This is a genomic window from Mycobacterium sp. OAS707, assembly GCF_014873705.1.
Taxonomy (GTDB): domain Bacteria; phylum Actinomycetota; class Actinomycetes; order Mycobacteriales; family Mycobacteriaceae; genus Mycobacterium.
Genome location: NZ_JADBDS010000001.1, coordinates 2,025,485 through 2,051,003, shown reverse-complemented (window position 1 = coordinate 2,051,003; position 25,519 = coordinate 2,025,485). Strand labels below are relative to the sequence as shown.

Sequence of the window (25,519 nt, the reverse complement as noted above, 5' to 3'; positions counted from 1 at the left end):
TCAGCGTCGCGCCGGGCTGGTGCCCCGCGCATGGGGCATTTGCCTCAACTCTCGACGCGCCCGACCAGACCTCGTTCGAGCGCGTACATGCTGGCGCCGATCCGGTTCGAAACACCGATCTTGGCATAAGTACGTTCGACGTGGTTGCGGGCGGTTTTCTCGCTGATCACCAGCTTCGTGGCGATCTCCTTGTTGGTCGCGCCCTGCGCCACGAGGCGAAGTACATCCACCTCGCGCGCCGTCAGCCCATCGGGCCGCGGCTTGGATCTGAGCGACGCGTGACCTGCGGCGTGCAGCACCGCGTCGACGGCGATCTCGTCGAGCTCACCGTCGCGCACCCGGTTTCGCAGCCGTCGCGCCGCGCTCTCCGGCGACATCGCCTCGCGATACGGCCGTGGCTCGAGTGCGGACTGATAGCTGACCGCGGCCGCCACTAGCCGATCCGGCATCGTCAGCTGCCGCGCCGACAACCCCCGCGGATATCCCGTGCCATTCAGGCACTCATGATGATTCGCGGCGATCTCGGCCACGTCCTTCAGCCCGGGCACCCGATGCAGGATGCGTTCGGTCAGATACGGATGCAGCCGCATCCGCTCGAATTCGGCCATCGTCAATTCGCCTGGCTTGGACCAGATTTGGTTGGATACGCCGATCCGGCCGATGTCGTGAATGTGGGCGGCCCTGCGGGTCAAAGTGACGGCATCGGCGTCGAGGCCCGCGGCCGCCGCGGCGTCGGCAGCAAGCTGCGCGGTCGCCCGCGAATGTCCCAGCGTGAATGGACATTTCAGGTCGACGAAGTCTCCGATGGCGACGATGAGGTGGTCGAGAGCCTGCTCGTCTAGCGTGATGTGCCGATCGGGTGCCTGCTGTAGCGCCATCGTCCAGACGTCACCGGTCGACGGGATGGCGAGCAGCGATTCCGCGTCCGCGGTGAACGCGTCGACGACCGCGGGATCGAACTGCCCGCCGCGCCGGTTGCGCGCCATCGCAACCGCGCCGACCGTGCCGTACTCGCGCTGGTGCACTTCGACCATGTCGGCCACCTGTGCGACGCGCATCTCGATCGGGATCGCCTCGCCCGCAGCGCCGTTCGGCAGGCCGCCGCCGTCGAACCGCTCGAAGGTGAACCGCAGCGCGGTCTGCACATCGGTGGCCAGGCCGATGCGCTCGGCCAGCAGGGCCGCCGATGTGCAGTGCGAATGGATGAGATTCGAGATCTGACCGCGGGCGTTGAGATACAGCGTCGAGATGGTCTTCAGTCGCTGCAGCAGCGATTCGCCGTGCCGGATGTTGGTGAGCAGGAAGCGTTGATACGGCAGCCCAGACCAGTCGACCAGATACGAGCTGCGGCGCACCGAGATGTCGTCGCCGAACCACCGCGCGTATTCGTGCGAATCGGCGTGACAGCCGATCCACATGATCAGCGTCGTGTAGTAGATGTGATCCCGTTGCGCCTGCGGCAGTCCCATGCGTTCGGCGAGCCGCGTGGCGATCAGCGCCGACCGCAGCATGTGCTCCGCGGGTTGGCCGAGACCGAGGTCGACGGCCACCGACAGCGCGGCCAGCACCTCAGCGCGGGTAGTCATATGCCGATTCTGTCCCCGTCGAGATGCCGCGCGATGTCGAACGGCTCGAAGCGGCCTTGAGCGACGGCGCAGATGCCGCGTTGGGGGAGCTGGAAGTCGGCGAGGTTGCCCTGCACGGCGTGCGGACCGACGCGGCCCAGGTTCTCGCCCCTTACGACGGCCGTCGAATCGGCCACGGCCCAGACTTGTTTGGGCGCGATCCGGAACTCCTGGCCGTTCGGCAGGTGCCCGGTCAGCCGCATCCTTCCGACGCCGAGCAGCGGGCCGACGATGGCGCCCATCGCTTTCAGCATGCCGCGGCTGGTCCAGGCCGCGGTGGGCAGATGGCCGCCGACGGCGCTCATCAGGCGGGTCGCCCACGTCTGTTCGACGTCGACGCGCCACTGCAGCACATCCTCGATCGAAATCAGCAGCGACCACGGCGTGAGCCAGCTGGAGCCGATATCGCACACCTGGGGCTCGACCGGGGTCGCCGAGCTGAAGTAGCGCGAGCAGCTCTGCGGGCCCGGCGTGGTGGCATAGAAAGTCCAGACGCCGTCCGGAGTGCGATGCCACACCGAAAGGTAGCCGGGCGCGAACGAGGTCGCGGGGAAGTCGCGGAAAGCCAGGTAGTGGCCGTTGGCGAACGGCAGGCCCATGACGCCGAAGCCGACAACGCGCTCGTCGTCCCCGGGCGGCAACTCCAGATCCTTGGTGGCGGCCGCGGCGGCTTGTGGGGTGCTTGTCATGGGCCAATGGTGTGCCGTCCGAGCCGGCCAGGGCATGGGGCAATTGCCTCAACTTGGGATCGGTAGCGGGTCGCCAGGGTTGTACTGGATTTCCCCGACATGCAGGGCTCCAAGAATCCTCCAAGGCGCCCGCCGCAGGTTGGGGTGGTAGTGACCGCATCGCCAGCGGGGTGGCGCCTTACGAAAGGAAGCAACCATGGGCCGAATGTCACGGTTCGCAACCGCTGTCGTCGTGTCCGGCGGAGTCGGCCTGGCCGCGATGGCCACGGCTCACGCCGATCCCGGTTGGGGCCCGAGCTATCAGGGCGGCAACTGTCCGGGCAGCATGACGTGCACGCACTGGTGTCCGGGCGACGCGCTGTATTCCTGGAGCAACATGATTCCCTGGGATTGGAACGTCTGCCACGACTGGTATTGGAACTCGGAGGGCGTCGTCGACGTCAACTCCAACATGATCTACCCGTGGCATGGCGTTCCGCACGACGCGGGTCCGCCGCCGCCGGAACTGCCGCCCTACACCCCGCCCCCTCCGCAGCCGTTGCCCCCGGATTGCCCACCGTGGTCGCCGTTCCTCGCGCCCTCGCGGTGCGGCGGGCTGTAGGTCTGACGAAAGGTGTTGACATGAAACGAGTTTCGCGACTCGCAATGACATTGCTGGTGTCCGCGGGCCTGAGCCTGGGCGGTTTCGGGTTGGCTGCCGGCACTGCACATGCCGATGCGTGGCCCGGCTGCCCGAACGACCACCCGGAGGGGCCGTGCCGCTGGTGCCCTGGGGACCCTCCGGTTCAGACCGGCAATCACATCACTAATCCAGTGGTTTGGGACGAAAGTGTCTGCCACACCTACTGGTACGTGTACTTCGGTCAAGGCAACGTCGCGCAGAACATCTTCGAGGGCGATACGCCTCCGCCCCCGCCGCCGCCACCACCGCCGGCGCTGATCAATCGCGACAACTGCGCGCAGATTCTCGGGATCTTCTGCCCCAGGGCATGACCTCCCAATTGCCCGGCTCTGAGCGACAAAGTCGCCGGGAGCGACAAAGTCGCTCAGAGCCGGGCAATTTCACATACGAGTTTCCCGAGGCGTCCGACCGTCTGCCGTCCGGCAACTCGTACGGCCGAACATCGAGCCGACGCGACTGGGCACAGGAGGATTATCGCAGCCCGGCCAGCAGTGACGTCACCCCCAGCTTCCAGCGTCGCTCGATCAGCGTCCCGGATCCGAGCCAGCGCCCCGCCTCCTGCACCGCCAAACCCTGTGCCAGAGCGAGCAATACGTGTGCGATGTCGTTCGCGTCGCCACTGAGCAGACCCGCGTCGATGCAGCGCTGGATCCGCCCGATGAACACCTCGCGAACCGACGCCCCTGCCGCCAGTTCCTCGGGTCCCGGCTCGAAATCCGCGAACGGCCGCGAGAACATCACCTGCGCCAGTCGCGGATACGCCCGGCAGAACAACCGGAACACCGGAACCAGCCGCTCGACGTCCCCAAGCGGATCGGACGTCACGGGAACCTTCGCCAACTCGGCGCCAAGCAGCCGGAAACCCTCGAAGAACATCGCCCGCACCAGGCCGGCCTTGTCGTCGAAAAGCTCGTACACCGCAGGCACCGATGTGCCTGCCCGCTCGGCCACCCGACGGGTGGTGAACCGGGCGATGCCCTCGTCCGACAGCGTGCTGATCGCGACCTCGAGCAGCCGGTCCCGAAGCTCGGGCGTGCGCTGCTTGGCCCTTGGCATCGAAGGCCTAGCCGAGCGTGAATTCGGTTGCGAGCCCGTCGATTCCGGCCTTGATCGCCTTGAGAGCGGAGTCGCGCGCCTTCAGCTTGGTTGCCAGGTGCGCACCGGCGTGCAACGTCGAAGCCGCCTCGCGCGCCACCTCCTGCGCCCGGGTCAGCACCCGTTCGGCCTCGACGAGCTCGTCGAGCCAGCCGCCCGCGACCGCCTCGTCGCCTGCGAAGGTCGCGGCCATCGACGCGCCGCGCTCGAACGCGGCAGGCGTCAGTCGCGCCCGCATGATCTCGATCGCCGAGATCGGAATCGTCATGCCGATCGCCACCTCGATGGCCTGACACCTCGACTTGGGCTGGCCGATCCGATGGTCGCCCGAAAGCAGCAGGAACGATCCCATCGCGATCGCGGGGCCCGTCGCCGCCATGATCACCGGCGCCGGGAACGTCAGGCAACGCATCGACAACTCGAAGCCACCCGCGAGCATGCCCAACGCTGCCTTGGCGTCACCCGACTGAAACACCGCCAAGTCGAAGCCGCCGGAGAACACACGCTGGTTGCCGGCGATCACGACCGCCTTGGCCGAGTCCTTCTCGGCCTTGTCGAGCGCTTCGTTGATCGCCGACTGCATTGCCGGTCCCAGCACGTTGACTTTGCCGTCGTCGAGGGTGATCGTCGCGACGGTTTCGTTGAGCTCGTATGTGACGGTGTCAGCCATGGCTAACGATGTTACGTAACAAGGTTACGAAAGCCAACACCTGCTAGATGGCGCGATGCCTGCCGTTGATGATCGTGGTGTGCGCGTCCTCGAAAGCCGTGTCGACATGGTTGTTGTTCGCCGCGGCGTCGTTGAGTTGGTACTGGTCGCGGTAGCGCTCACGCAGGTCGTCGGCGGCCGCCCGCACGCGGTTGATCTCGACGCGCAGCACGTCCTCGCGGCTCTCACTGGCCGCGTAGTGGTAATAGGTCAGCAGGTGGCGCAGCAGTTCGAGCTTCTGCTTCTCCTGGCGGGCCAGGTCGTGGGTGGTGAGCAGCTCGAGGCGCTCGACGGGGTGCAGTGTCGCCCAGTCCAACACCGCGGTGGACCGGAACTGTGTGCGCTTTTGCTTGGTGCGCCCGCTGGCTTTGGGTTGGTCGTAGTAGGTCACCGCGCCGTGGAAGCGCGACGCGATGGCCTCGCCCAACTCGCGGCGGTCCAGCGCGGAATCCCACACGATGCGCCATTCCTGCGTCGGCGCCAGATAAGGGATCTCCGCGGGCAGGTTCAACTCCGTGATGTCGACATAGCGGTCCTCGTAAGCGGTTTCGTACTTTCCGACGGTCGGCGGGTTCGCGAACTCGAATCGGATGCCGTACGCCGGGGTCTTTCCGAAGTTCTTGACGACGAGCTCCACAAGATGCCAGTCGTTGGCGGCGGGCTCCATGAACATCGCCACGTTGGGCTGCGTCAGCTCCGCGCTCTGTGCCTTGGCCTGTTGGTACTGACGCCAGGCGTACACCAACGCCGCGATCCCGACCATGACCGCCAGCCATGCCGCCAGCGCCGTCCAGCCGCCCGCCGACATGCCGAGTACATGGTCTGAAAACCAATCCACGCACCGCAGTAAACCACGGTCGGCGCGTCGTTACATCATTCGCCGGGGTGCGACTTTGCCGGTTGCTGAGACGGTGTGGATTTGTGGGTAAATAGAGACTGGAGTGCCTAAGGGGGTTTCGGAAGCATTGCCGGTGCCGGCATAGGGTGGTCGCTCAGCGTGAACGCCTATGGGTTCGGACGAATCGCGTGTTCTTGGCTCTCGTTCCGCTACGGCATCAAAGCGATCTCACTGCGGTCGGCGCATTTTTGGTCGACAACAGATGCTCGAGCAGTTCCGATGCGGTGAGGGGCGGGCTGTAGTAATACCCCTGGGCCACTTCGCAACCGGACTCACGCAGCTTGGCCGCCGTGGCGCTGTTCTCAACGCCCTCCGCGACGGTCGTTACGCCAAGGACGTGCGCGAGATCAATGACCGCCTCTACGATCGCCGCGGCCCGTTCGTTAACGAGAATCGGTCCGATGAACTGTCGATCGAGTTTGACTTCGTCGATGGGCAGATCGCGTAGATACCGCAGCGCCGAGTAGCCGCTGCCGAAATCGTCAATCGCAACCCGCATGCCGTGCCCTCGCAGGTTGTCGAGGACGACGCGGGTCCGGTCGATGTTGTCGAGCAAGAGGTCTTCGGTGATCTCGATGGTCAGTGCGTCTGCGCTCAGGCCACGTTCGTTGAGTAAACGCACTATCCGGCTCGGCAGGCCCAGGTCACCCAGTGAAGGGGCAAAGACGTTGATTGCAAGGGGAACTCGCAGTCCTCTCGACTGCCAGTGCGCCGCGTCGTCGAGAGCTTGAGCGAAGACGAGGTCCGTCACCGATCCCATCAGTCCGTGCTCACGCACCATCGGCAGGAAGTGGTCCGGGCCTAGCAAGCCGCGTTCGGGATGTGGCCATCGAACCAACGCCTCGACGCCGACGATCTTGTCGTCGCGCAAGTCGAACTTGGGCTGATAGACAAGGCTCAAGTTGAGATTGTCGATCGCGTGCCGCAATTGGCCGAGCAGCCTCAATGCGATCGCTCCGTCGCGCGCTCTGCTTCTACTGATGTCTCTCATCGCTCCGAGTTCACTCGGATCAAACAAGTGCATGTCCGGCGTGAAGGTATGCACACCGCCAGTCCGCGAGCGTTTTGCCGAATACATTGCTACGTCAGCCTGTTTCAGCAGCTGATCGGCGGTGATGTCGGGCTGGTCGCCGGTGGCGACGGCAAGTCCGATGCTGGGCCGCAACAGTAGATCGTGCCCGTCAATGGGTATCGGTTCATCGAAGACGTTCGCCACCCGGTGCGCGACAAGGCGCGAGTGCTCGGGCCTGCCCTCCATCACTATGGCGAACTCGTCACCGCCCAGCCGGGCGACTGTGTCGCCTGTCCGCACGCAGCCAAGTATCCGTTCTGCGGTCCTGACCAACAACGCGTCTCCCGCCGGATGCCCCAAGCTGTCGTTGACCAGTTTGAAATCGTCGAGATCCAGCGACAACACGGACACCGATTGGTTGTCGCGCTGGTGAAGTTGCATGGCGTGTGTCAGTCGGTCGTTGAACAGCGCCCGGTTCGCCAGCCCCGTCAACGGGTCGCGCAACGCCTGATCGGCCACCGTTGCCATCAGCCGCCGGTTTTGGCCGACGACAATGAATTGCCTTGCCAGGACTACGAGAACCAGCAGGGCGGACGTGACGAGTATTGGACCCAGACCAGATATGGGCGTGAATTTCGGGAGGCATACCAGGACGGCCAGCGCGAGAGGCGGATAGGGGATCCACATCGATGCCCGCGATGGCGCTTCCGCCTCGAGCTCGTCGCTGTGTGGGGTCCGCAGGCTGACGAGCGCGGCCGAGCTCAGCGCCAGCAATGCCGCGAACCAGCCGATGTCCATCAGACTGCCGCCGTTGGAGTCCTCGTTGCCTGCCACGAAGAGGTAGGCGCTGTCCGAAAAGGCATTCAACACATTGCCGGCCAGCAGCAACACCAGCGTCGTGCGCTGCCTGGTCCGCGCCCGCCCCAGGATCAATAGCGCAACGGTGACGACAACGATGTCACTCACGGGATACAGCAGCGAAACAGCCAGCGCGAAAGCGCTCTCAGCCCCGGCCCGGTAAACGTTCTCCAGGACGAGCACCCAGGACACCTCGAACAGGGCGCCCGCGATGATCAGCGCGTCTAGCACGAGACGGGCGCGGGACTGCTTCGAGTATCCGGTCGGAAACAACACCAACGCCAGACACGCTCCGACCGGAAACAACAGGTAACCGGCGTCGGCAAGCGACGGAAATGGGGTTGGCTGCTTGAGAATCAACTCGTAGTAGTCGGAGAATACGTCGCCCGCTACCCAGCCGACCATACCGACGGTCAGACACATCCACGCCGTCCGTTGCCTGCCCCGTGCCGACTTCGCTGCCAACGCCGCGCAGATGGCCGCGAATACCGCAAAGCTCAGCAATCCAAGTGTGGAGCCCACGTGGGTGGCCCACTTGCCGCCCCACCCGCCGACCAGCCACGCGGAAAAGCCAACGGCTGTCGCCGCGGCCAAACCCGTCACGTATCCGATTGCCGGCACCCGTCATAGGCTAGCAACTTTTCGTTAGCTCGGGAAATGGAGCAACGACGTCGATGTACTAACGCAGGTGGTAGGAATTAGCAAAGTACGTGAATGCGGGATCTCGCCTAAGCTAGGACGCCGCCGCGGCGAATTCCGTGGGCTCGGCAGGCACGGCCGTCGACTCGGTTTGCACCAGTCGTTCGCCGCGGGCGAGCCAGTCGGTGTCGACCCACACCACATGGCCGGGCAATCGCCGCCAGTACTCCGGATGCGCGCGCAGATAGATGTCGACGCTCGCGTGTACCAGCGAGTCGGCGGGCAGCCGTCGCAGCGACACCGTGCGGGCGCTGCCTGCCAGTGCGTCGAATTCGGTTGGCGCAGGCGCGTCCCTGTGGCCGGTGGCGCGTACTGCCACACCGGCGTGCACCGCACCGTCGAGCACCCAATCGAGTGCGATGTCCGCCAGCGGCCAGCATGCTCCCGGTCCGCCCGCGACGTCGCAGTGCGCCCCGCGGAACCAGACCTCCTCGACGCTATCGGGTGACGACACCAGATGGTGTGAGCCCAACCGGCCGTCGATTGCGACCGCGTGCCGTCCCGCGACGACTTTCTTCAGCGGTTCCTCTGCCGCGTGACCCGGCACGCCGACCATGTCCCAGAGCCCCAAAAACTGTACGGGAACGCCGATTTCGCGATGGCCGGCCAACCGCGCGGCCAGTACCCGAAGCCGCCGCCAATCCTGCGGGCTGCGCCGGGTCCGTGGCACCGCATAGGCGGCGAGCACGTAGTCCATCAGGTCGGGGAGTACACCCACGGTGCCGAGCAGTCGGGCGAGCGCGTGCGCGCAGTATGCGCCGCGGCCGACGCCGAACAGGTAGATCCGATCGCCGCGGTCCCAGTTGTCGACCAAGAATTCGTAGGCCTCGGCGATCGTGGTCCGTGCCTCGTCGGTGGCGGCCTGGCGCCACCGCAACCTGGCCAACGGATCGCGGTCGGCGGCGGGCACCTTCGCGCCCGGGTGGTACCAGGTGATCTGTTCGTCGCTCTCGTCGAGCAGACGCAGCAACGCCTCGACGTTGGTGGCATCACGGGGTCCAGGATGGTCTGGCGCCCGGTCAAAGCACAGCACGATGTTCTTCACGGTGACCCCCGACGGAACTATTGACGCTGTTGGGGATAAGTTTGCTCCGCAAAATTCGCCGTGTCCTGCGTATCGCACTACTCGAATTGCGAATCACTGCGGATTCGCTACAGCGCGACCTCACTGGGCGCGGAATCCGCGATCGTGATGCCGCAGGCGCGGCCGAATTCCTCCGCCGTCAGCCCGTCGGCCGAGTTCATGTCGCAGCGGCCGAACGGTGGTGCGCCCTCAGGAAGGCCGCCGCCGTACCCGGAGCCGTCGGTGTATTGATGGGCGACCTTCCCGGGGTAGGGCGGGTTGTGTCCGTAGGCGGCCACCACCAGTCGGATGCCCGCTGGTTTGTTCGGCCACAAGTTGTTCAGGTCACCGACATTGCCGTATCCGATCACCTTGGCAGTCGAGCCGACGAACGCACCGACGGCCTCATATGCCGCGTTGATGCCCGCCGACTGATTGCCGCGGATCTGTCCGCTCCACGACTCGACATCGAGCATCACCGCCATCTTCGGATGCGGCCTGCCGACCATCTCCTTGAACACCTCGACCGTTTGCTGCCAATTGGGCCGCCAGACAAAGTAAACGATGAAGAAGGTCAGCCTTCCGGCCTCGGCGTTGCGCAGACACCAGCCATAGTTGTTGGTCCAGCGACGATCTCGATGCGTGCCGTCGTTGGACCGGATGCACAGCACCGGATACGGATAACTGTCGTTGACGCCGACCTGCCACTCGGACACATCGGCGTAGAGCGTGTCAGCCACACTTCCAGTCTGCGGGCAACTACGACAAGGGGACGTCGACGCCGGTACTCGTCGGCTCCCCGTGCACTTCGAGCGATTCGGCGGAGGTCCCCGGTGGCACATCGAAAGCGATTGCTACATCTGCAGAACCGTTCGGATCCAGGTCCGCCCAGGTGCCGTTGAGATAGGCGGTGGCCTGGTCGTCGACGTTGTACGTGGTGCCGCCTGCCTTGAGCTTCTGCCAGGTCGCGAGGAACGTGCCTTTCGCGTCACCGGAATTCAGCACGGTCATGTGGACGATCAGGAACTCGCCCTGCGCCTGCTTCTCCACCGGCGCGTCCTGGAACTTGACCGTCGGCGCGTTCTCTACCCCGGTGATCGCGAAGGTCAGTCCGCCGTCGGATGCCTGCGGCCCGGAACCTGAAGGGGCGCTTGGTGATTGGCTCGGGCTTTCGGTGCTGTTGCCCCAGCCGTTGTCCGACGAGGTGGTCGCAGGTGCAGGCTTCGATGTGCTGGTCTTTCCTGAGGACGCCTGGGTGGTGTCGTCGGACTTGGTGAAGAACAGCCCGTAGATGACGACAGCGACGAGCACCGCCAGCAGCGCAGCGCATGCGGCGACGAACTTGACGATCAGGCTGCGGCGCGGATCCGACGGCTGTGGCGTGCCGCCGGCACCGAACGACGTCGGCTCGGTGGCCGACGTGAGTTCAGACGCGGTCGACGTCGGCTCGAAGGCCTGTTGAGGCCTGCGGATCACCGACGTGGCCTGCTCGCTCGGCGCGCTCGGCACCGCGTCGAGGTTGATGACAGCGGTCGGCCCGGGCTCGGACTCCGCCTTCGCCTCTGGCTCGGGCGCCCGATGGGAGCCGACGTGCTCGCCCGCCGGCTCCTGCGCGGCGGGGGCGCGGTGCTCGGTCCAGGTGGACCCGTCCCAATATCGTTGGCCGCCTGAGCCGTCGGGATCCGGATACCAACCTGCGGGTGTGGTCACCGCGGGAGGATATCCCGATTCATATGAAGCGGCGCGCGTTTTGCTCACGCACTCAGTAGGGGGCGGGGTTACGCGCCCATCAACATGCGCCACTGATCCAAATTGCTCGCCCGATACACGTAGTTGGTCCGCTTGACCTCTGACAGCGACGCACTGGGCTCCGCCGAATACCAGTGGCCGGGAAACACCATCGGATCGCCGGGCAACTGCGCCAGCGCCTGCAGGCTGTGGAAGATCGCGTCGACGTCACCGCCGGGGAAGTCGGTGCGCCCGCAGCCCTCGAGGAACAGTGTGTCGCCCGCGACCAGCCGTCCGTCGACGAGAAAGCATTGGCTGCCAGGGGTGTGGCCGGGAGTGTGCAGCAACTCGATGTCGATATCGCCGACCTTGACGACATCGCCGTGCTCATGTCCGGTCAGCTCCGACCGGGCGATGCCGGTGACGCGCGAAACCCAGTCCGCCTCAAGGGAATTCACGTGCACAGGCACGCTGGTCCGCTCCAGCAGCTCGGCGAGGCCCTTCAATTCGAAGCCCATCATCGACCCGCCGACATGGTCTGGGTGGTGGTGGGTGACCAGCACACCGGACAGCCGCATGCCGTCGGCCTCGATAGCGTCGGCCAAATCACCCGCGGCGTAGGCAGGGTCGACGACGACAGCGTCGCCGGTTTCGCGGTCACCGATCAGGTAAGCGAAGTTGCGCATCTGCGCGGCGATCATGTCGCCTGCCGCGAAGTCGCGCCCCGAGAGCAGCTGCCGAAAATACAGGCGGTCGGTCATGTGCTCAGACTAGGTGGCGGTGGTCTTGAGCCGCACCAGGCGGGTGGTGCTGCTCTCGTCGAGGTCGACCACGTCGGTGCGCGCGCGCAGGAAGTCGCTGAACGACTTGTAACCCAACGACTTTTCGGAGAACGACGGGTCCATTCGCTTCATCTGCGCCTTGACCGCCGAGTTGTGCAACCAGTCGGCGTCGTCCTTCTCGTGGCCGATCCGCAGGGCGCGCTCCAGCAGTCCCGTCGCGGCGGCCTGCGGATCGGGCTGCTCGGGCTCGTCGTCGGGTTCGGCCGCCTTGGCGCGCCTTGCCCGTTTCTTCGGCTCGGCGACGGGGACGCCGGGCAGCGCGTCGTAGCTGACGAACTCGTCGCAGGCGGCCGTCAGCGACTTGCTGATCGAGCCGGTGATGCCGATGCCCACGACGTAGCGGCCAAGGCGTTTACACCGCTGGGCGAGCGCGATGTAGTCGGAATCGCCTGCGACGATCACGACGTGGGTCAGGTCGGGCAGCCGGAACATATCCTCGACCGCGTCGACGGCCAACCGGATGTCGGCCCCGTTCTTGGCGTATGCGGCGGCAGGAAACAACTGGACGAGGTCGACCGCCCTGCCGACCAACTGCCCGCGGTAGTCGGCGTTGACGTCGGCCGACCAGTCGGCGTAGGCCTTCGTCAGCACCAGCGTCCCGAACGACGACGCGAAGTCGATGATGGCGCCGACGTCGACGGTCGCCTGGGTAAGCCGCCCCGGCTGCTTGTGAAAGCCCGCCGTTCTGTCCTTCTGGAACGAGTTGCGGCCGTGCACCTGGTCGTAGCGGGAGATGACGATGTTGTCGAAGTCGAGGTAGACGGCCACGCGGGGTGCGCCGGGATCAGTCACGCTTACGGTCTATCACCTCCTCGGCCCCGGCGCGCCGCCATCGAAGTCATGGCTAACGGGGTTCCAATTGCTGCGTGCCCAGACATGCCGCCACCCCCAAGCGGTCGGGTCGTGAGCGGGCCCTGCTCGTTGGCATGGGTGTGGCGGTCGTCGCCGTCGTCGGTGCCATCGTTGCGGGAGTGATCCTGGCGCTGAGGATGAATGTCGCCGCACCGACTGTCACGGCGCAAACCAGCAGCGCAGCACCGTCGGCTACGGCCGCGGTGCCCGGACCGACTGCGACCGAACCCACGGCGACCGACGTCGCCAGGCCCGACGTGCCGCCTGCCGCGATGGGCCAGGAGGTGCGCGACGGCGACTTCTCGTTCGTCGTCACCGGCGTGCAGCGCATGGATGCCGTGGTCAATCCCGAGCACCCCGACATCGAGAAGACGGCGCAGGGCGAATACGTCGTTGTCCAGATGACCGTGACGAACACCAGCGCCGAACCGCAGACCTATTCCGGGTCGTTCAACACGCTGTCCGACGGCGGCACGGTCTATAAATCCGACGACGAGGCCTGGCTCTACTTCGGCCACTTACCGCCACGGCTCAACCCCGGCGACTCTTTCGACACCGCCGTCGTGTTCGACGTGCCGAAGGGCACGGAGGTCCAGTCCGTCGACCTGCACGACGGGCCAACCTCGACAGGCGTCACGGTCGCGCTGTAGCGCGGCGAAGACCAGCGGTTTGGCGCGTTAAACCGCGAGAATGTACCCTCTTTAAGGCCCACGCCACGGCTGCGCGGGTCAGGCCCCCTTAGCTCAGTCGGTAGAGCGTTTCCATGGTAAGGAAAAGGTCAACGGTTCGATTCCGTTAGGGGGCTCGGTGGTCGCCAAGCTTTTCCAAGGCGAAGTGGCACCCGGATGGCGGTGTAGCTCAGCTGGTTAGAGCGCACGACTCATAATCGTGAGGTCGGGGGATCGAGTCCCCCCACCGCTACAAGACAACCGCAGTATTTGAGAAAGAGGCACTTGACGTGGCGTCCAGTACAGACGTACGGCCGAAGATCACTTTGGCCTGCGAGGTGTGCAAGCACCGCAACTACATCACCAAGAAGAACCGTCGCAACGATCCCGACCGGCTCGAGATCAAGAAGTTCTGCCCGAACTGCGGCAAGCACCAAGCTCACAAGGAATCGCGCTAACGCGCCAGCCCGAGGGCGCCTGCCCGGGGTTGACCAGAGGTTCATCGAACGTGGGCTTGTCACAGAGCATCGTCGGCATGCACTACCGGCACCCTGACCACTACGTCGTCGGCCGGGAGAAGCTTCGTGAGTATGCCGTCGCCGTCAAGAACGACGACGCGGCGTTCTTCGACGAGAAGGTCGCTGCCGAACTCGGGCACGATGCGTTGCCCGCCCCGCTGACGTTCATCTCGATCTTCGGCTACCAGGCGCAGTCGGCGTTCTTCGCCGCCGCCAACATCGGGATCACCGAGATGCAGATCGTCCAGGTCGACCAGGCGCTGAAGTTCGTCAAGCCGATTCATGCCGGCGACACGCTGCACTGCGACGTGTACGTGGACTCCGTCCGTCAGGCGCACGGCACAGACATCATCGTGACCAAGAACATCGTCACCAACGACAAAGGTGACATCGTGCAGGAGTCCTACACGACCCTGGCGGGCCGTACGGGTGAAGAAGGAGAAGAGGGTTTTTCCGATGCCACTGCGTGAGTTCGATTCGGTGAAGGTGGGTGACACGCTTCCCGAGAAGGTGATCCCGCTGACGCGGCAGGACCTGGTCAACTACGCCGGCGTTTCCGGCGACCTCAACCCGATCCACTGGGATGACGACATCGCCAAGCAGGTCGGTCTGGACACCGCGATCGCCCACGGCATGCTGACCATGGGCCTTGGCGGCGGTTACGTGACGTCGTGGGTGGGCGATCCCGCCGCGGTGACCGAATACAACGTGCGCTTCACCGCTGTGGTGCCCGTCCCAAATGACGGCGTCGGCGCGGAAATCGTGTTCAATGGACGCGTGAAATCCGTTGAACCCGAGACGAAGTCAGTGACCATCGCGTTGTCGGCCACCACCGGGGGGAAAAAGATCTTCGGCCGCGCTGTCGCGACCGCAAAGCTGGCATAACTGATGGCACTCAAAACCGATATTCGGGGAATGGTCTGGCATTACCCGGACACCTTTGTTGTGGGACGCGAGCAGGTTCGGCAGTACGCGCGGGCGGTCAAGTCGCTCGATCCGGCCACACATGACGACAAGGCCGCCGCCGAACTGGGGCATGACGCGCTCATCGCTCCGCTCACCTTCGCCTCGATCTTCGCGGTGATGATCCAGAACCATTTCTTTCAGCACGTCGACGTCGGCCTGGAGACCATGCAGATCGTCCAGGTGGATCAGAAGTTCAAGTTTCACCGGCCGATCAAGGTTGGTGACGCGTTGACAGGAACCATGCACATCGAGTCTGTCGACGAGCGGTTCGGCGCCGATATCGTCACCACTCGCAACGTCTGCACCGATGTCGACGGTGAGGTCGTGATGGAGGCGTTCACGACGCTCATGGGCCACGAGGGCGACAACTCGATTTCGGCGAAGTGGGATCCCGAGACTGGCCAGGTCGTGCGCACTGCCGTCGCCAAGAATGGGCAGACCGCGGATTAGTAACTAGTACGGGTGGCGCGCTACACTCGGACCTCGGGGTTTTCCCAGTCCAGCGCGCTGTCCATCGGTTACCAAGCGACCGAACGGGGAGCGCGCAAATTGTGTGAGCCCCGGGTTTGAAGGGGCGTAGCTCAACTGGCAGAGCAGCGGTCTCCAAAACCGCAGGTTGCAGGTTCAAGTCCTGTCGCCCCTGCTCAACTGAATACTCGACAAGTGTGGACACTGGTAGGTGACCACACAAACCCAGACGAAAGGCATGCGGTGAGCGATTCCGACCCGGCACGCCGCGACTCGATAGACGACGGCACGGTAACCGACAGCGTCACTGACAGCACCGGTCAGACCGCGGTGGTGACCCGTCCGGCGCGTCCGACAGGCAAGCGGTCGCGGCGCGGCGCGGTGGATGCCGACAGCGAGGCCGTCGACCTGGAGACGGGCACGAAGGCCAGCCCCACCAAGAACGGCGGGGGCACCGCGACGAAGACGGCCAAGAAGTCCGCCGATCGGCCGTCACGCAACCCGTTCACGTTCGTCTGGAACTTCCTGCTGCAGGTCGTCGCCGAGCTGCGCAAGGTGATCTGGCCGAACCGCAAGCAGATGGTCAACTACACCGCGGTGGTGCTGGTATTCCTGGCGTTCATGGTGGCGTTGATCGGCCTGGTCGACCTGGGCCTGGCCAAGCTCGTCATGCTGGTGTTCGGCTGACGAGAACTAGAGAGGACTGACAAGTGACTTCCTTCGAGGGCGAATCGCCTTCGGCCGTGTCGGATGCGCTCGCCGAGGCAGCGGACCCGGCGACCGTGATCGTGGACGAGGCCGCTGAGCGTCTGGAGGACAGCACAGCCGCCGAGGCCGTGGAAGACGCTGCGCCGGTCGAGGAGGCTGCGGCTGACGAGGCTGCCGCTGACGAGGCGCCGGCCGAGGAAGTCGACGAGGATGAAGATCCCGCCGTCGCGCTGAAGAAAGACCTGCGCACCCGGCCGGGCGACTGGTACGTCATCCACTCCTACGCGGGCTACGAGAACAAGGTGAAGGCCAACCTCGAGACCCGCGTGCAGAACCTCGACGTCGGCGACTACATCTTCCAGGTCGAGGTACCGACCGAAGAGGTCACCGAGATCAAGAACGGCCAGCGCAAGCAGGTCAACCGCAAGGTGCTGCCGGGCTACATCCTGGTGCGCATGGAGCTCAACGACGAGTCCTGGGGCGCGGTGCGCAACACTCCGGGCGTCACCGGCTTCGTCGGGGCGACGTCGCGACCCTCGCCGCTGTCGCTCGACGATGTGGTGAAGTTCCTGCTGCCGCCCGCGGCCGCCAAGAAGCCGGCCAAGAGCACCGCAGGCGCGGCCGCGTCCTCCGAGGCATCGATGGAGCGTCCGGAGATCCTCGTCGACTTCGAGGTCGGCGAGTCGGTCACCGTCATGGACGGGCCGTTTGCGACGCTGCCTGCCTCGATCAGCGAGGTCAACGCCGAACAACAGAAGCTCAAGGTGCTGGTGTCCATCTTCGGTCGCGAAACACCTGTCGAACTGACCTTCAACCAGGTCGCCAAGATCTGATCGCGGACGCGATCCCTAGAAAGGAACACCAACACTCATGGCCCCGAAGAAGAAAGTCGCCGGGCTGATCAAGCTGCAGATCCAGGCCGGGCAGGCCAACCCCGCCCCGCCGGTGGGTCCGGCACTCGGCCAGCACGGCGTCAACATCATGGAGTTCTGCAAGGCGTACAACGCCGCGACGGAGAACCAGCGCGGCAACGTCATCCCCGTGGAGATCACCGTCTACGAGGACCGCAGCTTCACCTTCAACCTGAAGACGCCCCCCGCGGCCAAGCTGCTGCTCAAGGCCGCCGGTGTGCAGAAGGGCTCGGGCGAGCCGCACAAGACCAAGGTCGCCAAGGTGACCTGGGATCAGGTGCGCGAGATCGCCGAGACCAAGAAGGAAGACTTGAACGCCAACGACATCGATCAGGCGGCCAAGATCATCGCCGGCACTGCCCGGTCGATGGGGATCACCGTCGAATAAGACGGCTCCCGTGGGAGGGCCAGCTGCGGCCCGCCAACCACAACTCATCAATTAGGAGATTTCAATGAGCAAGACCAGCAAGGCATATCGCGAAGCCGCCGAGAAGATCGACCGCGAGCGGCTGTACACCCCGCTCGAGGCCGCGAAGTTGGCCAAGGAGACGTCGTCGAAGAAGCAGGACGCCACCGTCGAGGTCGCAATCCGGCTCGGCGTCGATCCGCGTAAGGCCGACCAGATGGTGCGCGGCACCGTCAACCTGCCGCACGGCACCGGCAAGACCGCCCGGGTCGCCGTGTTCGCCGTCGGCGACAAGGCCGAGGAGGCCACGGCGGCCGGCGCCGACATCGTCGGCAGTGACGACCTGATCGAGAAGATCCAGGGCGGGTTCCTGGATTTCGACGCCGCGATCGCAACGCCCGACCAGATGGCAAAAGTGGGCCGCATTGCGCGCATCCTCGGTCCGCGTGGTTTGATGCCGAATCCGAAGACCGGCACCGTGACGCCCGATATCACCAAGGCGGTCAACGACATCAAGGGCGGCAAGATCAACTTCCGCGTCGACAAGCAGGCCAACCTACACTTCGTGATCGGCAAAGCGTCGTTCGACGAGAAGTCGCTCGCCGAGAACTACGGTGCTGCGCTTGACGAGATCCTGCGTGCCAAGCCGTCGTCGTCGAAGGGCCGCTACCTGAAGAAGGTCACCGTCTCGACGACCACCGGTCCGGGTATCCCGGTCGACCCGCAGATCACTCGCAACTTCGCCGAGGCGTAGGAGTCAACGCCTACCCGACGGCGTGAGCCGCTGGGGTACCCCCGGCTGGTGGCCACGTTGATCCGAGCAACACATCCGAACTGAGTCGCTCGACGGGAATCCCGGCTTGTTTGCATGTCTGGACGACGCTGTCGGGGGAGTACGCGCTGAAGGTTGCGTAGAGCACTTCGTCGGCGGGGACGGCGAGTGTCATCAGCAATTGCACCTGAATGCCTTTGGCACGCATTGCACTGGCGGCGGTTTGGAGCGCGGCGACGATGTCGTCGATGGTTCGTGAGGTGACGTCGGGTCGATACCACTCCGCGAGGAAGCACGACGACGGCGAAACGTTGCTCACCGTCGTTAGGTTAATGACCCCCGGCGCTGTGCGAATCGGTTGATTCCCCCAGATTGAGCTGGCTGATCTGCTGCCCTAATTCGGCGCGGGAGTGGATTCCGAGCTTGCGGTAGGCGCGTGCCAGGTTGTGTTCAACGGTTTTCGGACTGATGAACAGGGTGGCGGCGACGTCGCGGTTGGTCATCCCCGAAGCGGCGAGTTCGGCTACACGCAGCTCTGACGGGGTCAGCCCCAGATCGTGGGTCGCGCTGACACGGGTGCGCGCGATCTCCGCTTGGACCCGCTCTGCCCACAGGGGTGTGCCCATCTCCTCGAATGCGTCGAGCGCCTCGTGCAGAGCGGCTGCCGCGAGATCCTTTCGGCGTTGCCGACGTAACAACTGGCCGCGCAGTAGCTGGGTGCGCGCGCGCTCGAAAGGCATGGCCAATCGCTCATGCTCGTGTAGCGCTTGTTGGGCCATCTGATCGGCAGCCGCGACATCACCGTGCGCGGCCAGCCACATGCTTCGACAGCGGGCCCCCACGGCCAACATCCAAGGACGGTCGAGCCATTGGCCGTTGTGCTCCAGCGCGTCGATGAGCAGTTCGGCATCGTCGAGCCTGCCAACGGCAATCATCGCCTCGATCGCGTCGGGCAGAAACGAGGCGGTGATGATCTCAGTGCCTGGTATCGCGTCGAATTCGGAGAGTAAAGGCTCCAACGCAGCGAGCGCCTCGGCGTAGTTGCCGAGCGAGACTTCCAGGAATCCCAGAGTCACGGCAGGCCATTGGGTCAGGCTGCGCGCCCCACAGCGCTCTGCGGCCTCCAATGCGGTGCGCGCATGGGCGCGGGCCTCCTCGTCGTGGCCGGCGTATGCGTCGACCGCGGATTGGATTGCCATTGCGACAGCAAGCATTTGGTCGCCGCCGAGTTGCTCTGCGCGTTCCATCGCGTCGGTGGCAATCTGTGCGGCGTCAACGAAGCTCCCGCGCCAGATTTCGATCAAGGCGCAGTGCAGGGACAGGTCCATGAGGAGGCCCTCTGCACCACGTTCGATGCAGTGGCGGCGCACCTCGTACATCTGTCTGCGCGCCTCGGCCAGTCGTCCTGTCCAGGCCAGTGTCAGGGCGTAGGCGGTACTGGCGCGCATCGGATACGGCACGTCGAGCTCGGGGTCTTCGAGTTCCAGTGCACGCGACAGGCTGAGCTCGTCGACTCCCTGGCCGCACATGCAACTCACCTTCACCCACATCGCCAGCGCCTGACTGCTCAGCATCGGATTGCCGAGTTCTTCTGCCAGCACCACGGCTTGCCGGGTGTGGTGCAGGCTCTCGTCGTATTCACACGTGGCGATCAGTGAGTTCGACAACAACAGCAGTATTTGCACCAACAATGGGTGATCGTCTGCGGCGTCGCTCAGCGCTGTCCACAGCAGATCGACGGCCTGCTCGAAACTACCGTCAGCGATCAGCATTTCGGCGGACAGGGTGAGTGCGGTCGCGCGCTGCGGTCCGGGTTCGAGCTGGCTGATCGTCGGCTCGAGCAGGGCACGGGCCCGCTTGTTATCGCCGGCCTGGAAGTAGTGGTCGGCCGCCCGCAACCGGCGCGATGGGGTGTCACCGCCGAGTCGAATCGCCGATTCGACCAACTCGGCTGCCGCCGCTGGGGCTCCGCGGGCCCGCGCGGCGTCCGCGCCTTCGTCGAGTGCGCGAAGAGTGACCGGGTCGGTATTGGTGGTGGCAAGCGCGAGGTGCTTGGCCTTCAGTTCGGGCAGGGCCTCGACGTCAGCGAGTGCCCGGTGCATTGCTCGGCGGCGCGACGGTGTGGCGTCGGTATAGACGCCGCGGGCCAATAGCGGGTGGGAGAACTGCACATGGTTGCCGTCGATGCCGATGATGTCCTCACTCTCGGCCTCTTCGAGTAACTCGACGGTTTGTTCAATGGAATTCCCTGTGGCCCTTGCCAATAGGTCGACCGTCGGCTCGGCGGAGCAGGCGGTCGCCAACAACATCTCCTGCGCTTGGGTGTCCAGGCGTCCGATTCGTGCGCGTACCAGGTCGGCGAGCGTGGCGGGTAAGTCTGATTCTTCAGATGGTGAGCCCGTGAGCATTGTGCGTGCCAACTCGAGCGCGAAATACGGGTTGCCGCCGGATATCTCGGCTATTCGTACGATTGTCGGGCGGGGAAATGATCGACCAAGTTTCTCATCGAACAAGTCGCGTAGACGGCCTAGGCTCAACGGGCGCACGCGAATTCGCTCGACGCCGTCGGGTCTGCGCAGCCGCAGCCACGATGTCGCGGTCTCGACGCCGCGTTGCGACCGTTCGGTGACGAGCACTCCGACGCGGCCCGTCAAACGACGTGCGACGAACGCGAGTATGGCCTTGCTCGACGGGTCCAGCCATTGGACGTCGTCGATCGCCACCAGCACCGGTGTCGTGTGTGCGAGCCCTTCCACCACAGAGAGGAAAGCGGTTGCGACGACCCGTTGGTCGCAAGGCATGCCGCCGCTGAGGTCGGATCGCAACAGAACACGGTCCAGCGCGACACGTTGCACCTCTGGAAGTTGGTCCAAGACAGACGCTTCGATCTCGCCGACCAGGTCGGCTGCGGCCGCGTAGGCCAGCCAGGATTCGGCCTGGCCCGCCTGGGCGGAAAGCACTCGAAAGCCACGCTCGCGCGCCTGTGCGATCGCAGCCAGCCAGAGTGTGGTCTTGCCGATGCCGGCTTCGCCGTCGACGACAAGGCACGACGGCTGCGCACTGGCCTCCGTCAAGAAGTCCCCTACCGCCGCCAGCTTCCCAAAGCGGTTCACGCCGACCCCCGACACAGGGTGGAGTATTCACCTAGCAAATCCCGATTTTGCCAGAATCCTTCAAGTTTCTCGTTATGATTTACCTAGGCGTTAATAAGTTTCCCGCGGGGTGCAGAGATGGCAAAGCTGAGTGTTCGGCGCAGACCGAAAATCAACTTTTTGCGTCTGCAACTGTCCGCTGCGCTGAACCAGAGTGCGCCGCCGTCTGCGATATCCGGCCTGAACAGCGTGTTTACCGGGGGCGGTATGTTGCAGAGGCAGCTTGGGGACTTCGCAAATCGGACATTGGCTACTGCGCCGAACACGCACAGCGGTGCAGATATAGCAAGCAATGGCCGCTTCGACGGCCGAGTCGATGTCCCAATCACTCAAAATCACCGTCGCCGGGAGCGGTGGTTCGGGCTGGGCCGGGGGGCCCGGAAAGCGAGGGCAGCAAATGATTAGTTGCTTTCCCAAAGAGAACACAATCCATACGGCGCTGTCGCTCGCAACGCGTGCGCCGTCGGTCGGCGACTGCCAACCGTGGCTATGGCGGGTGGGCACGCAGAGTCTGCATCTCTACGCGGACGCGAACCGGCGCGGCGCTCACACGGACGCGGAAGATCGAGACGTATTGCTGAGCTGTGGCGCGTCGCTGCACCACTGCCTCGTCGCGCTGGCGGCGATGGGCTGGCGTGCGAGGGTGCAGCGATTGCCCGATGCCGCCGAACCCGAACATCTCGCGGACTTGGAGTTGTATCCGCACTCGGCCAGTGCACTCGACGTCGCGCTTGCCTCCGCAATACCGAGGCAGCGAAATGACTGGCGGCCATACAGCTCGTGGCCGGTGTCTGCCGCTGACCTGGCGCTGATCGGCGCACGCACCGCAGTTACAGGGGTGACGACGCGGCGGGTCGAAGGCGTGGAGAATGTGCAACACGTTGTGGCCCAAGAAGTCTGGCGACACCGGACAGGCCACGAACACCATGGCGACGCGGCCGGCCAAAGCGAACGCCATGTGACGTTTGCCGACGGTCCGCACTGGAACGCGGCAAAATCCGACGCTGATGCCGCGGTTGACAACGCGGTCGTATTGGCGCTTGGAACCAAAGATGACAGTAGGCTCGCACGCCTGCGCGCTGGTGAAGCGATGAGCGTGGTGCTGCTGTCGGCTACCGCGTTGGGACTTGCGAGTTGTCCTGTCACGGAGGCGCTTCAGTGCGGCGACGTACGAGACACCATGCACACAAACTTGTTCAGTGTGGTTGGAGTTCCGCAGATTTTGATGCGTGTCGGCTGGCCTCAGGTGGACGCCGATCCGCTTCCTTCGACTCCGCGCCGGCCGTTGGCGGAGGTCTGTCAGTGGCCGAACGATCAGTCGCTGACCAGCGCCTGACGTCGCTGACACGTTGTTGTAACGATCTGCTGATTGCTCTGCGCACAGTCGTTAGCTGGCGGGTACCTGCGGTCCTGGGCGGCAAACGGCTGGGGGTAGGGGAGGCAAAGCAGGGGAAAACAACCGATTCATCACCATTCCCCCTCGCAATAGTGTCGGTTCAATAGCGACAGTGGCCGCATCGAGCGGCTTCGGACGCGCCGGCAATATGCGGTGGAACCGGTGCGACGTGATGCGTGTTGCCACGAGGAGGGGTTCGTGATCAACGGTTTGGTTGGACGGATACTCGGTGTCGCTGGTGCGGCGGTCCTCTCGGCGGTGCTCAGTTGCGGCATCGCGTCCGCAGCTGACCCATTGGCCGGGCAGAAATACGGCGACGCTGCATCGGCGATCGCCAAGTGGAACGGCAAGCCCGTGATTGGGACGATCACCGGAAGCGAACTGACGACGGACGACTGCATCGTGACGAGTTGGCACATGTCGAAGTTCCTCGATGCCAGCGGTCACAATATGCGGAAAAACGAGTACATACTCAACTTAAACTGCACCAACCGCGTCGCCTCGCCAGGTCATCCCGGCAACTCGGTGATGACCCCGCAAGGCGCCATGGGGAAGAGAGATCAGAAAGCAGCGGCAATCATCAACAAGGACCCCACATGGTGCAATTCGAGCGACGAGCGCCTGCATCAATGCCAGGTCATCTGCAAACGTTCAGGGCTATGTGAAATCTGAGCGGGCGGAAGGCGCGGCTGGTGACCCAGTGCACACGTGGCGAAAAACGGCTCTGCCGTTTAGTTCTCGAACGCGCAACCCAGATTGCCCAATCATTTCAACGTAATTCGTTGCGCGACCTTGCGGATTGAATGGGACCCGCCGATCACGGTGTTGCGCTAACGCATGGGCTCGCGGCGTGAGGGTGCCCACGCAATTCCCTGTCGCGCAGACAGAGCGCCGACGGGTCTATCCCTAAAGAATGCGCCTATAGCTGTGAATTCCGGGGGTACTCACGCCAAAAACGTTAGGGAAACACCTCATTTCGTAAAGCGCCCGGGGTGAATAGGCTAAAGATCAGGTGAGGCAGTGTCACTCGGCACCGACAAGTCGGCTCTGAGACTGTCACTCTCACGGGCCAAGTCGTTATCGGCGGCAACAGGGGGCTACGGATGTTTTCTTGGCAGGACGCGCGCGAACATGCACTTGCGGCCAACGCAGCTCCGACATGGGGACGGCCGACAGTCCACGTCCGCACGCCAGGTGTTAAACAGTGACCGGTGTCCTCGATCCCATGACGGTGACTGCTCCTCGGCAGTCCCCGGTCGCCGATGTCAATGCTCGCGGTGATCTACCGACCAGCGTCCTCACCCTCGACAATCCACTAGCGGGCCCTGATCTACCTGCGGCTGCCGGGAGCAATGATCGCACAACGGTTCTCGATAGTGCAGAAGATGGGCGTCGTACCAATTCCTATAACTGCAACAGTGGTCTCAGCGTGCGATCCGACAGTCATTTCTCCGCGCGCATGGTCGTCCCGATTGTCGACTTTGTCCTGATTCTTACTCCCCTTCTCTGGCGTCCCGCCCAGTTCTCTTCGATGGCGATGATGGCAGTGCTGGGCGCCTACCTCCTGTCTGATGGCGGTCGGTACGTTGTACCCCTGCACATCAGCGCGCTAGATGAGCTGCCCTCTATCGTCGGTCGGTTGCTGACCGCCATGGCGATTGCGTCCATAGCCGTCCTCTACCTTCGCCCACGGCCGGAGGTAGTGCCTTTCCTCCAAACTGCGTGCGAGGCAGCTCTTCTGGTTGTTTTCGGCCGGGTCCTAATCATGTGGATACTTGTCATAAGTCGGCGAAGAGGGATAATGCGGCGTCGCGCTATCCTCATCGGCGGCGGGCCGGTAGCAGCAGAACTCGCACGAACTCTATTGCAGCACAGGGAGTATGGACTCGATCTGACGGGCTTCCTCGATGATGGCGACCACTGTCCAGTCGAGAACTATCTACCATGCCTCGGCCATCTTGCTGATCTAGACAGGGTGGTGTCGACAACTGGTGCAGACAGTCTGATGTTGGCGGACAGCGGTATTGATGAACGTGCCTTGATTGAATCGGTTCGTACCGAGACGTGTCGAGACGCGGAGCTGCTCGTTGTCCCACGTTTGCATCACTTCTACACCGCGACGGGGAGAGCTGACCGTATTGGCTCCATCCCGATCATGCGTATCCGCAGTCCCCGTCTCTACGGTCCCGCCCAGGCCGTAAAGCGAGGGCTGGACGTCGTAGTTGCGACCGTCGCGCTGATTGTCTTGCTGCCGGTCATCATTGGTGCTGCGGTGGCCACCAGGATCGAGGGTGGTCGCGGGGTCATCTTCAGGCAAGTCAGAGTTGGGCGCGATGGAAGGCACTTCCAGCTTCTTAAGTTTCGTTCTATGCGGCCTGCCAATGATGCCGAGTCAGAAACGATGTGGTGTGTGGCCAATGACAGCCGCGTTGGCCCGGTCGGACGGTTTCTGCGATGCACTTCGATCGACGAGTTGCCTCAGCTGTGGAACATTCTTCGAGGCGACATGGCTGTGGTAGGTCCGCGGCCGGAACGGCCGCACTTTGTGGCGCAGTTCTCCATGCAGTTCGATCGGTATAACGCGCGTCATCGCGTGCAAGTCGGGCTTACCGGCTTGGCTCAGGTCTGTGGCCTCAGAGGTGATACGTCTATCGCCGACCGCACTCGGTACGACAACTTTTACATTGAAAACTGGTCGCTTTGGCTCGATATCAAGATCATCTTGCGGACATTCCGCCAGGTCTTTTGCTACCGGGGTCGGTGATCTCCATGTCGAACGCACAATGCCTCAGTGGGGCCGCC

General features: G+C 64.1%; 27 protein-coding genes and 3 tRNA genes. 17 read left to right on the top strand and 13 right to left on the bottom strand.

The features are described 5' to 3' along the window. Positions 1-44 precede the first annotated feature (44 nt). On the bottom strand, positions 45-1,586 hold the full coding sequence (locus tag GGC64_RS10135; RefSeq protein ID WP_192722224.1) for an HD domain-containing phosphohydrolase: 1,542 nt from the start codon (positions 1,584-1,586) through the stop codon (positions 45-47). Then, positions 1,583-2,314, bottom strand: a complete 732-nt coding sequence (locus tag GGC64_RS10130; protein ID WP_192722223.1) for a hypothetical protein — start codon at positions 2,312-2,314, stop codon at positions 1,583-1,585. Before GGC64_RS10130 ends, GGC64_RS10135 begins: the two co-directional genes overlap by 4 nt. A gap of 205 nt (positions 2,315-2,519) precedes the next feature. On the opposite strand from GGC64_RS10130, the gene GGC64_RS10125 reads away from it, so the two are divergent. Next, positions 2,520-2,915, top strand: a complete 396-nt coding sequence (locus GGC64_RS10125; protein ID WP_225951235.1) for a hypothetical protein — start codon at positions 2,520-2,522, stop codon at positions 2,913-2,915. A gap of 20 nt (positions 2,916-2,935) precedes the next feature. Further along, positions 2,936-3,307, top strand: coding sequence for a hypothetical protein (locus tag GGC64_RS10120; RefSeq protein ID WP_225951234.1), 372 nt, complete (start codon positions 2,936-2,938; stop codon positions 3,305-3,307). 160 nt (positions 3,308-3,467) lie between these two features. Here GGC64_RS10120 and GGC64_RS10115 read toward each other — a convergent pair whose 3' ends face one another. The 9 genes from GGC64_RS10115 to GGC64_RS10075 form a co-directional block, all read right to left on the bottom strand. Beyond that, entirely contained in the window at positions 3,468-4,052 is a 585-nt protein-coding gene (locus tag GGC64_RS10115) for a TetR/AcrR family transcriptional regulator (RefSeq protein WP_192722221.1), read from the bottom strand. 7 nt (positions 4,053-4,059) lie between these two features. After that, positions 4,060-4,761: a crotonase/enoyl-CoA hydratase family protein gene (locus GGC64_RS10110; protein ID WP_192722220.1), complete on the bottom strand. Its 702-nt coding sequence runs from the start codon at positions 4,759-4,761 to the stop codon at positions 4,060-4,062. A 43-nt stretch (positions 4,762-4,804) separates the two neighbouring features. After that, positions 4,805-5,608 (bottom strand): hypothetical protein, encoded by an 804-nt coding sequence (locus GGC64_RS10105; RefSeq protein ID WP_192722492.1) that lies wholly within the window; start codon positions 5,606-5,608, stop codon positions 4,805-4,807. Between the two features lie 247 nt (positions 5,609-5,855). Further along, positions 5,856-8,189, bottom strand: a complete 2,334-nt coding sequence (locus tag GGC64_RS35280; RefSeq protein ID WP_192722219.1) for a bifunctional diguanylate cyclase/phosphodiesterase — start codon at positions 8,187-8,189, stop codon at positions 5,856-5,858. A gap of 112 nt (positions 8,190-8,301) precedes the next feature. Continuing rightward, a complete protein-coding gene (locus GGC64_RS10095) occupies positions 8,302-9,312 on the bottom strand; it encodes a DUF2235 domain-containing protein (RefSeq protein ID WP_192722218.1) in 1,011 nt (336 codons plus the stop codon). Positions 9,313-9,419: 107 nt separating this feature from the next. Next, the gene (locus GGC64_RS10090; protein WP_192722217.1) at positions 9,420-10,070 is read right to left on the bottom strand and encodes a hypothetical protein; all 651 of its coding nucleotides are present in this window, start codon (positions 10,068-10,070) and stop codon (positions 9,420-9,422) included. Between the two features lie 19 nt (positions 10,071-10,089). Then, the gene (locus tag GGC64_RS10085) at positions 10,090-11,040 is read right to left on the bottom strand and encodes a DUF4352 domain-containing protein (RefSeq protein ID WP_370582046.1); all 951 of its coding nucleotides are present in this window, start codon (positions 11,038-11,040) and stop codon (positions 10,090-10,092) included. Positions 11,041-11,108: 68 nt separating this feature from the next. Continuing rightward, entirely contained in the window at positions 11,109-11,819 is a 711-nt protein-coding gene (locus GGC64_RS10080; protein ID WP_192722215.1) for an MBL fold metallo-hydrolase, read from the bottom strand. 9 nt (positions 11,820-11,828) lie between these two features. After that, positions 11,829-12,692 carry an NYN domain-containing protein gene (locus tag GGC64_RS10075; protein WP_192722214.1) on the bottom strand — a complete coding sequence of 288 codons (864 nt, stop codon included), beginning with the start codon at positions 12,690-12,692 and terminating at the stop codon, positions 11,829-11,831. Between the two features lie 74 nt (positions 12,693-12,766). On the opposite strand from GGC64_RS10075, the gene GGC64_RS35275 reads away from it, so the two are divergent. The 12 genes from GGC64_RS35275 to rplA all read left to right on the top strand — a co-directional run bounded on the left by GGC64_RS35275 (position 12,767) and on the right by rplA (position 18,151). Next, the gene (locus tag GGC64_RS35275) at positions 12,767-13,402 is read left to right on the top strand and encodes a DUF4352 domain-containing protein (protein ID WP_192722213.1); all 636 of its coding nucleotides are present in this window, start codon (positions 12,767-12,769) and stop codon (positions 13,400-13,402) included. A gap of 82 nt (positions 13,403-13,484) precedes the next feature. Beyond that, positions 13,485-13,557, top strand: a tRNA-Thr gene (locus tag GGC64_RS10065). Between the two features lie 42 nt (positions 13,558-13,599). Further along, positions 13,600-13,673: transfer RNA gene (locus tag GGC64_RS10060), tRNA-Met, on the top strand. Between the two features lie 37 nt (positions 13,674-13,710). Beyond that, positions 13,711-13,878, top strand: coding sequence for a 50S ribosomal protein L33 (gene rpmG / locus GGC64_RS10055; RefSeq protein WP_003929651.1), 168 nt, complete (start codon positions 13,711-13,713; stop codon positions 13,876-13,878). Positions 13,879-13,928: 50 nt separating this feature from the next. After that, positions 13,929-14,408, top strand: coding sequence for a (3R)-hydroxyacyl-ACP dehydratase subunit HadA (gene hadA / locus GGC64_RS10050; RefSeq protein WP_192722212.1), 480 nt, complete (start codon positions 13,929-13,931; stop codon positions 14,406-14,408). Next, positions 14,395-14,823, top strand: a complete 429-nt coding sequence (gene hadB / locus GGC64_RS10045; protein ID WP_192722211.1) for a (3R)-hydroxyacyl-ACP dehydratase subunit HadB — start codon at positions 14,395-14,397, stop codon at positions 14,821-14,823. Before hadA ends, hadB begins: the two co-directional genes overlap by 14 nt. A gap of 3 nt (positions 14,824-14,826) precedes the next feature. Beyond that, positions 14,827-15,354, top strand: a complete 528-nt coding sequence (gene hadC, locus GGC64_RS10040) for a (3R)-hydroxyacyl-ACP dehydratase subunit HadC (protein ID WP_192722210.1) — start codon at positions 14,827-14,829, stop codon at positions 15,352-15,354. Positions 15,355-15,474: 120 nt separating this feature from the next. After that, positions 15,475-15,547 (top strand) — tRNA-Trp (locus tag GGC64_RS10035). 68 nt (positions 15,548-15,615) lie between these two features. Next, entirely contained in the window at positions 15,616-16,059 is a 444-nt protein-coding gene (gene secE / locus GGC64_RS35270; RefSeq protein WP_192722209.1) for a preprotein translocase subunit SecE, read from the top strand. A gap of 122 nt (positions 16,060-16,181) precedes the next feature. Next, on the top strand, positions 16,182-16,913 hold the full coding sequence (nusG, locus tag GGC64_RS10025; protein WP_225951667.1) for a transcription termination/antitermination protein NusG: 732 nt from the start codon (positions 16,182-16,184) through the stop codon (positions 16,911-16,913). A 37-nt stretch (positions 16,914-16,950) separates the two neighbouring features. Beyond that, entirely contained in the window at positions 16,951-17,379 is a 429-nt protein-coding gene (gene rplK, locus GGC64_RS10020; RefSeq protein ID WP_192722207.1) for a 50S ribosomal protein L11, read from the top strand. A 64-nt stretch (positions 17,380-17,443) separates the two neighbouring features. Continuing rightward, positions 17,444-18,151: a 50S ribosomal protein L1 gene (gene rplA / locus GGC64_RS10015; protein ID WP_192722206.1), complete on the top strand. Its 708-nt coding sequence runs from the start codon at positions 17,444-17,446 to the stop codon at positions 18,149-18,151. Positions 18,152-18,161: 10 nt separating this feature from the next. On the opposite strand, the gene GGC64_RS10010 is transcribed toward rplA, so the two are convergent. Together GGC64_RS10010 and GGC64_RS10005 are read right to left on the bottom strand one after the other, a co-directional pair. Then, positions 18,162-18,488: a hypothetical protein gene (locus GGC64_RS10010; RefSeq protein ID WP_192722205.1), complete on the bottom strand. Its 327-nt coding sequence runs from the start codon at positions 18,486-18,488 to the stop codon at positions 18,162-18,164. A 10-nt stretch (positions 18,489-18,498) separates the two neighbouring features. Then, complete coding sequence (locus tag GGC64_RS10005; RefSeq protein ID WP_370582045.1) at positions 18,499-21,282, bottom strand: AAA family ATPase; 2,784 nt, start codon at positions 21,280-21,282, stop codon at positions 18,499-18,501. A 436-nt stretch (positions 21,283-21,718) separates the two neighbouring features. Between GGC64_RS10005 and GGC64_RS10000 the strand changes: the two genes are divergently transcribed. The 3 genes from GGC64_RS10000 to GGC64_RS09990 all read left to right on the top strand — a co-directional run bounded on the left by GGC64_RS10000 (position 21,719) and on the right by GGC64_RS09990 (position 25,481). Continuing rightward, positions 21,719-22,657 (top strand): NAD(P)H nitroreductase, encoded by a 939-nt coding sequence (locus GGC64_RS10000; protein WP_192722203.1) that lies wholly within the window; start codon positions 21,719-21,721, stop codon positions 22,655-22,657. Between the two features lie 258 nt (positions 22,658-22,915). Continuing rightward, a complete protein-coding gene (locus GGC64_RS09995; protein ID WP_369434909.1) occupies positions 22,916-23,389 on the top strand; it encodes a hypothetical protein in 474 nt (157 codons plus the stop codon). A gap of 553 nt (positions 23,390-23,942) precedes the next feature. Beyond that, complete coding sequence (locus tag GGC64_RS09990; RefSeq protein WP_225951233.1) at positions 23,943-25,481, top strand: sugar transferase; 1,539 nt, start codon at positions 23,943-23,945, stop codon at positions 25,479-25,481. Positions 25,482-25,519: the final 38 nt, after the last annotated feature.

What these genes read in the sequence shown, in the direction of transcription:
- GGC64_RS10135 (WP_192722224.1), bottom strand. Translation starts at nt 1,586, where the DNA reads ATGACTACCCGCGCTGAGGTGCTGGCCGCGCTGTCGGTGGCCGTCGAC.
- GGC64_RS10130 (WP_192722223.1), bottom strand. Translation starts at nt 2,314, where the DNA reads ATGACAAGCACCCCACAAGCCGCCGCGGCCGCCACCAAGGATCTGGAG.
- GGC64_RS10125 (WP_225951235.1), top strand. Translation starts at nt 2,520, where the DNA reads ATGTCACGGTTCGCAACCGCTGTCGTCGTGTCCGGCGGAGTCGGCCTG.
- GGC64_RS10120 (WP_225951234.1), top strand. Translation starts at nt 2,936, where the DNA reads ATGAAACGAGTTTCGCGACTCGCAATGACATTGCTGGTGTCCGCGGGC.
- GGC64_RS10115 (WP_192722221.1), bottom strand. Translation starts at nt 4,052, where the DNA reads ATGCCAAGGGCCAAGCAGCGCACGCCCGAGCTTCGGGACCGGCTGCTC.
- GGC64_RS10110 (WP_192722220.1), bottom strand. Translation starts at nt 4,761, where the DNA reads ATGGCTGACACCGTCACATACGAGCTCAACGAAACCGTCGCGACGATC.
- GGC64_RS10105 (WP_192722492.1), bottom strand. Translation starts at nt 5,608, where the DNA reads ATGTCGGCGGGCGGCTGGACGGCGCTGGCGGCATGGCTGGCGGTCATG.
- GGC64_RS10080 (WP_192722215.1), bottom strand. Translation starts at nt 11,819, where the DNA reads ATGACCGACCGCCTGTATTTTCGGCAGCTGCTCTCGGGGCGCGACTTC.
- hadB (WP_192722211.1), top strand. Translation starts at nt 14,395, where the DNA reads ATGCCACTGCGTGAGTTCGATTCGGTGAAGGTGGGTGACACGCTTCCC.
- hadC (WP_192722210.1), top strand. Translation starts at nt 14,827, where the DNA reads ATGGCACTCAAAACCGATATTCGGGGAATGGTCTGGCATTACCCGGAC.
- rplK (WP_192722207.1), top strand. Translation starts at nt 16,951, where the DNA reads ATGGCCCCGAAGAAGAAAGTCGCCGGGCTGATCAAGCTGCAGATCCAG.
- rplA (WP_192722206.1), top strand. Translation starts at nt 17,444, where the DNA reads ATGAGCAAGACCAGCAAGGCATATCGCGAAGCCGCCGAGAAGATCGAC.
- GGC64_RS10000 (WP_192722203.1), top strand. Translation starts at nt 21,719, where the DNA reads ATGATTAGTTGCTTTCCCAAAGAGAACACAATCCATACGGCGCTGTCG.
- GGC64_RS09990 (WP_225951233.1), top strand. Translation starts at nt 23,943, where the DNA reads ATGACGGTGACTGCTCCTCGGCAGTCCCCGGTCGCCGATGTCAATGCT.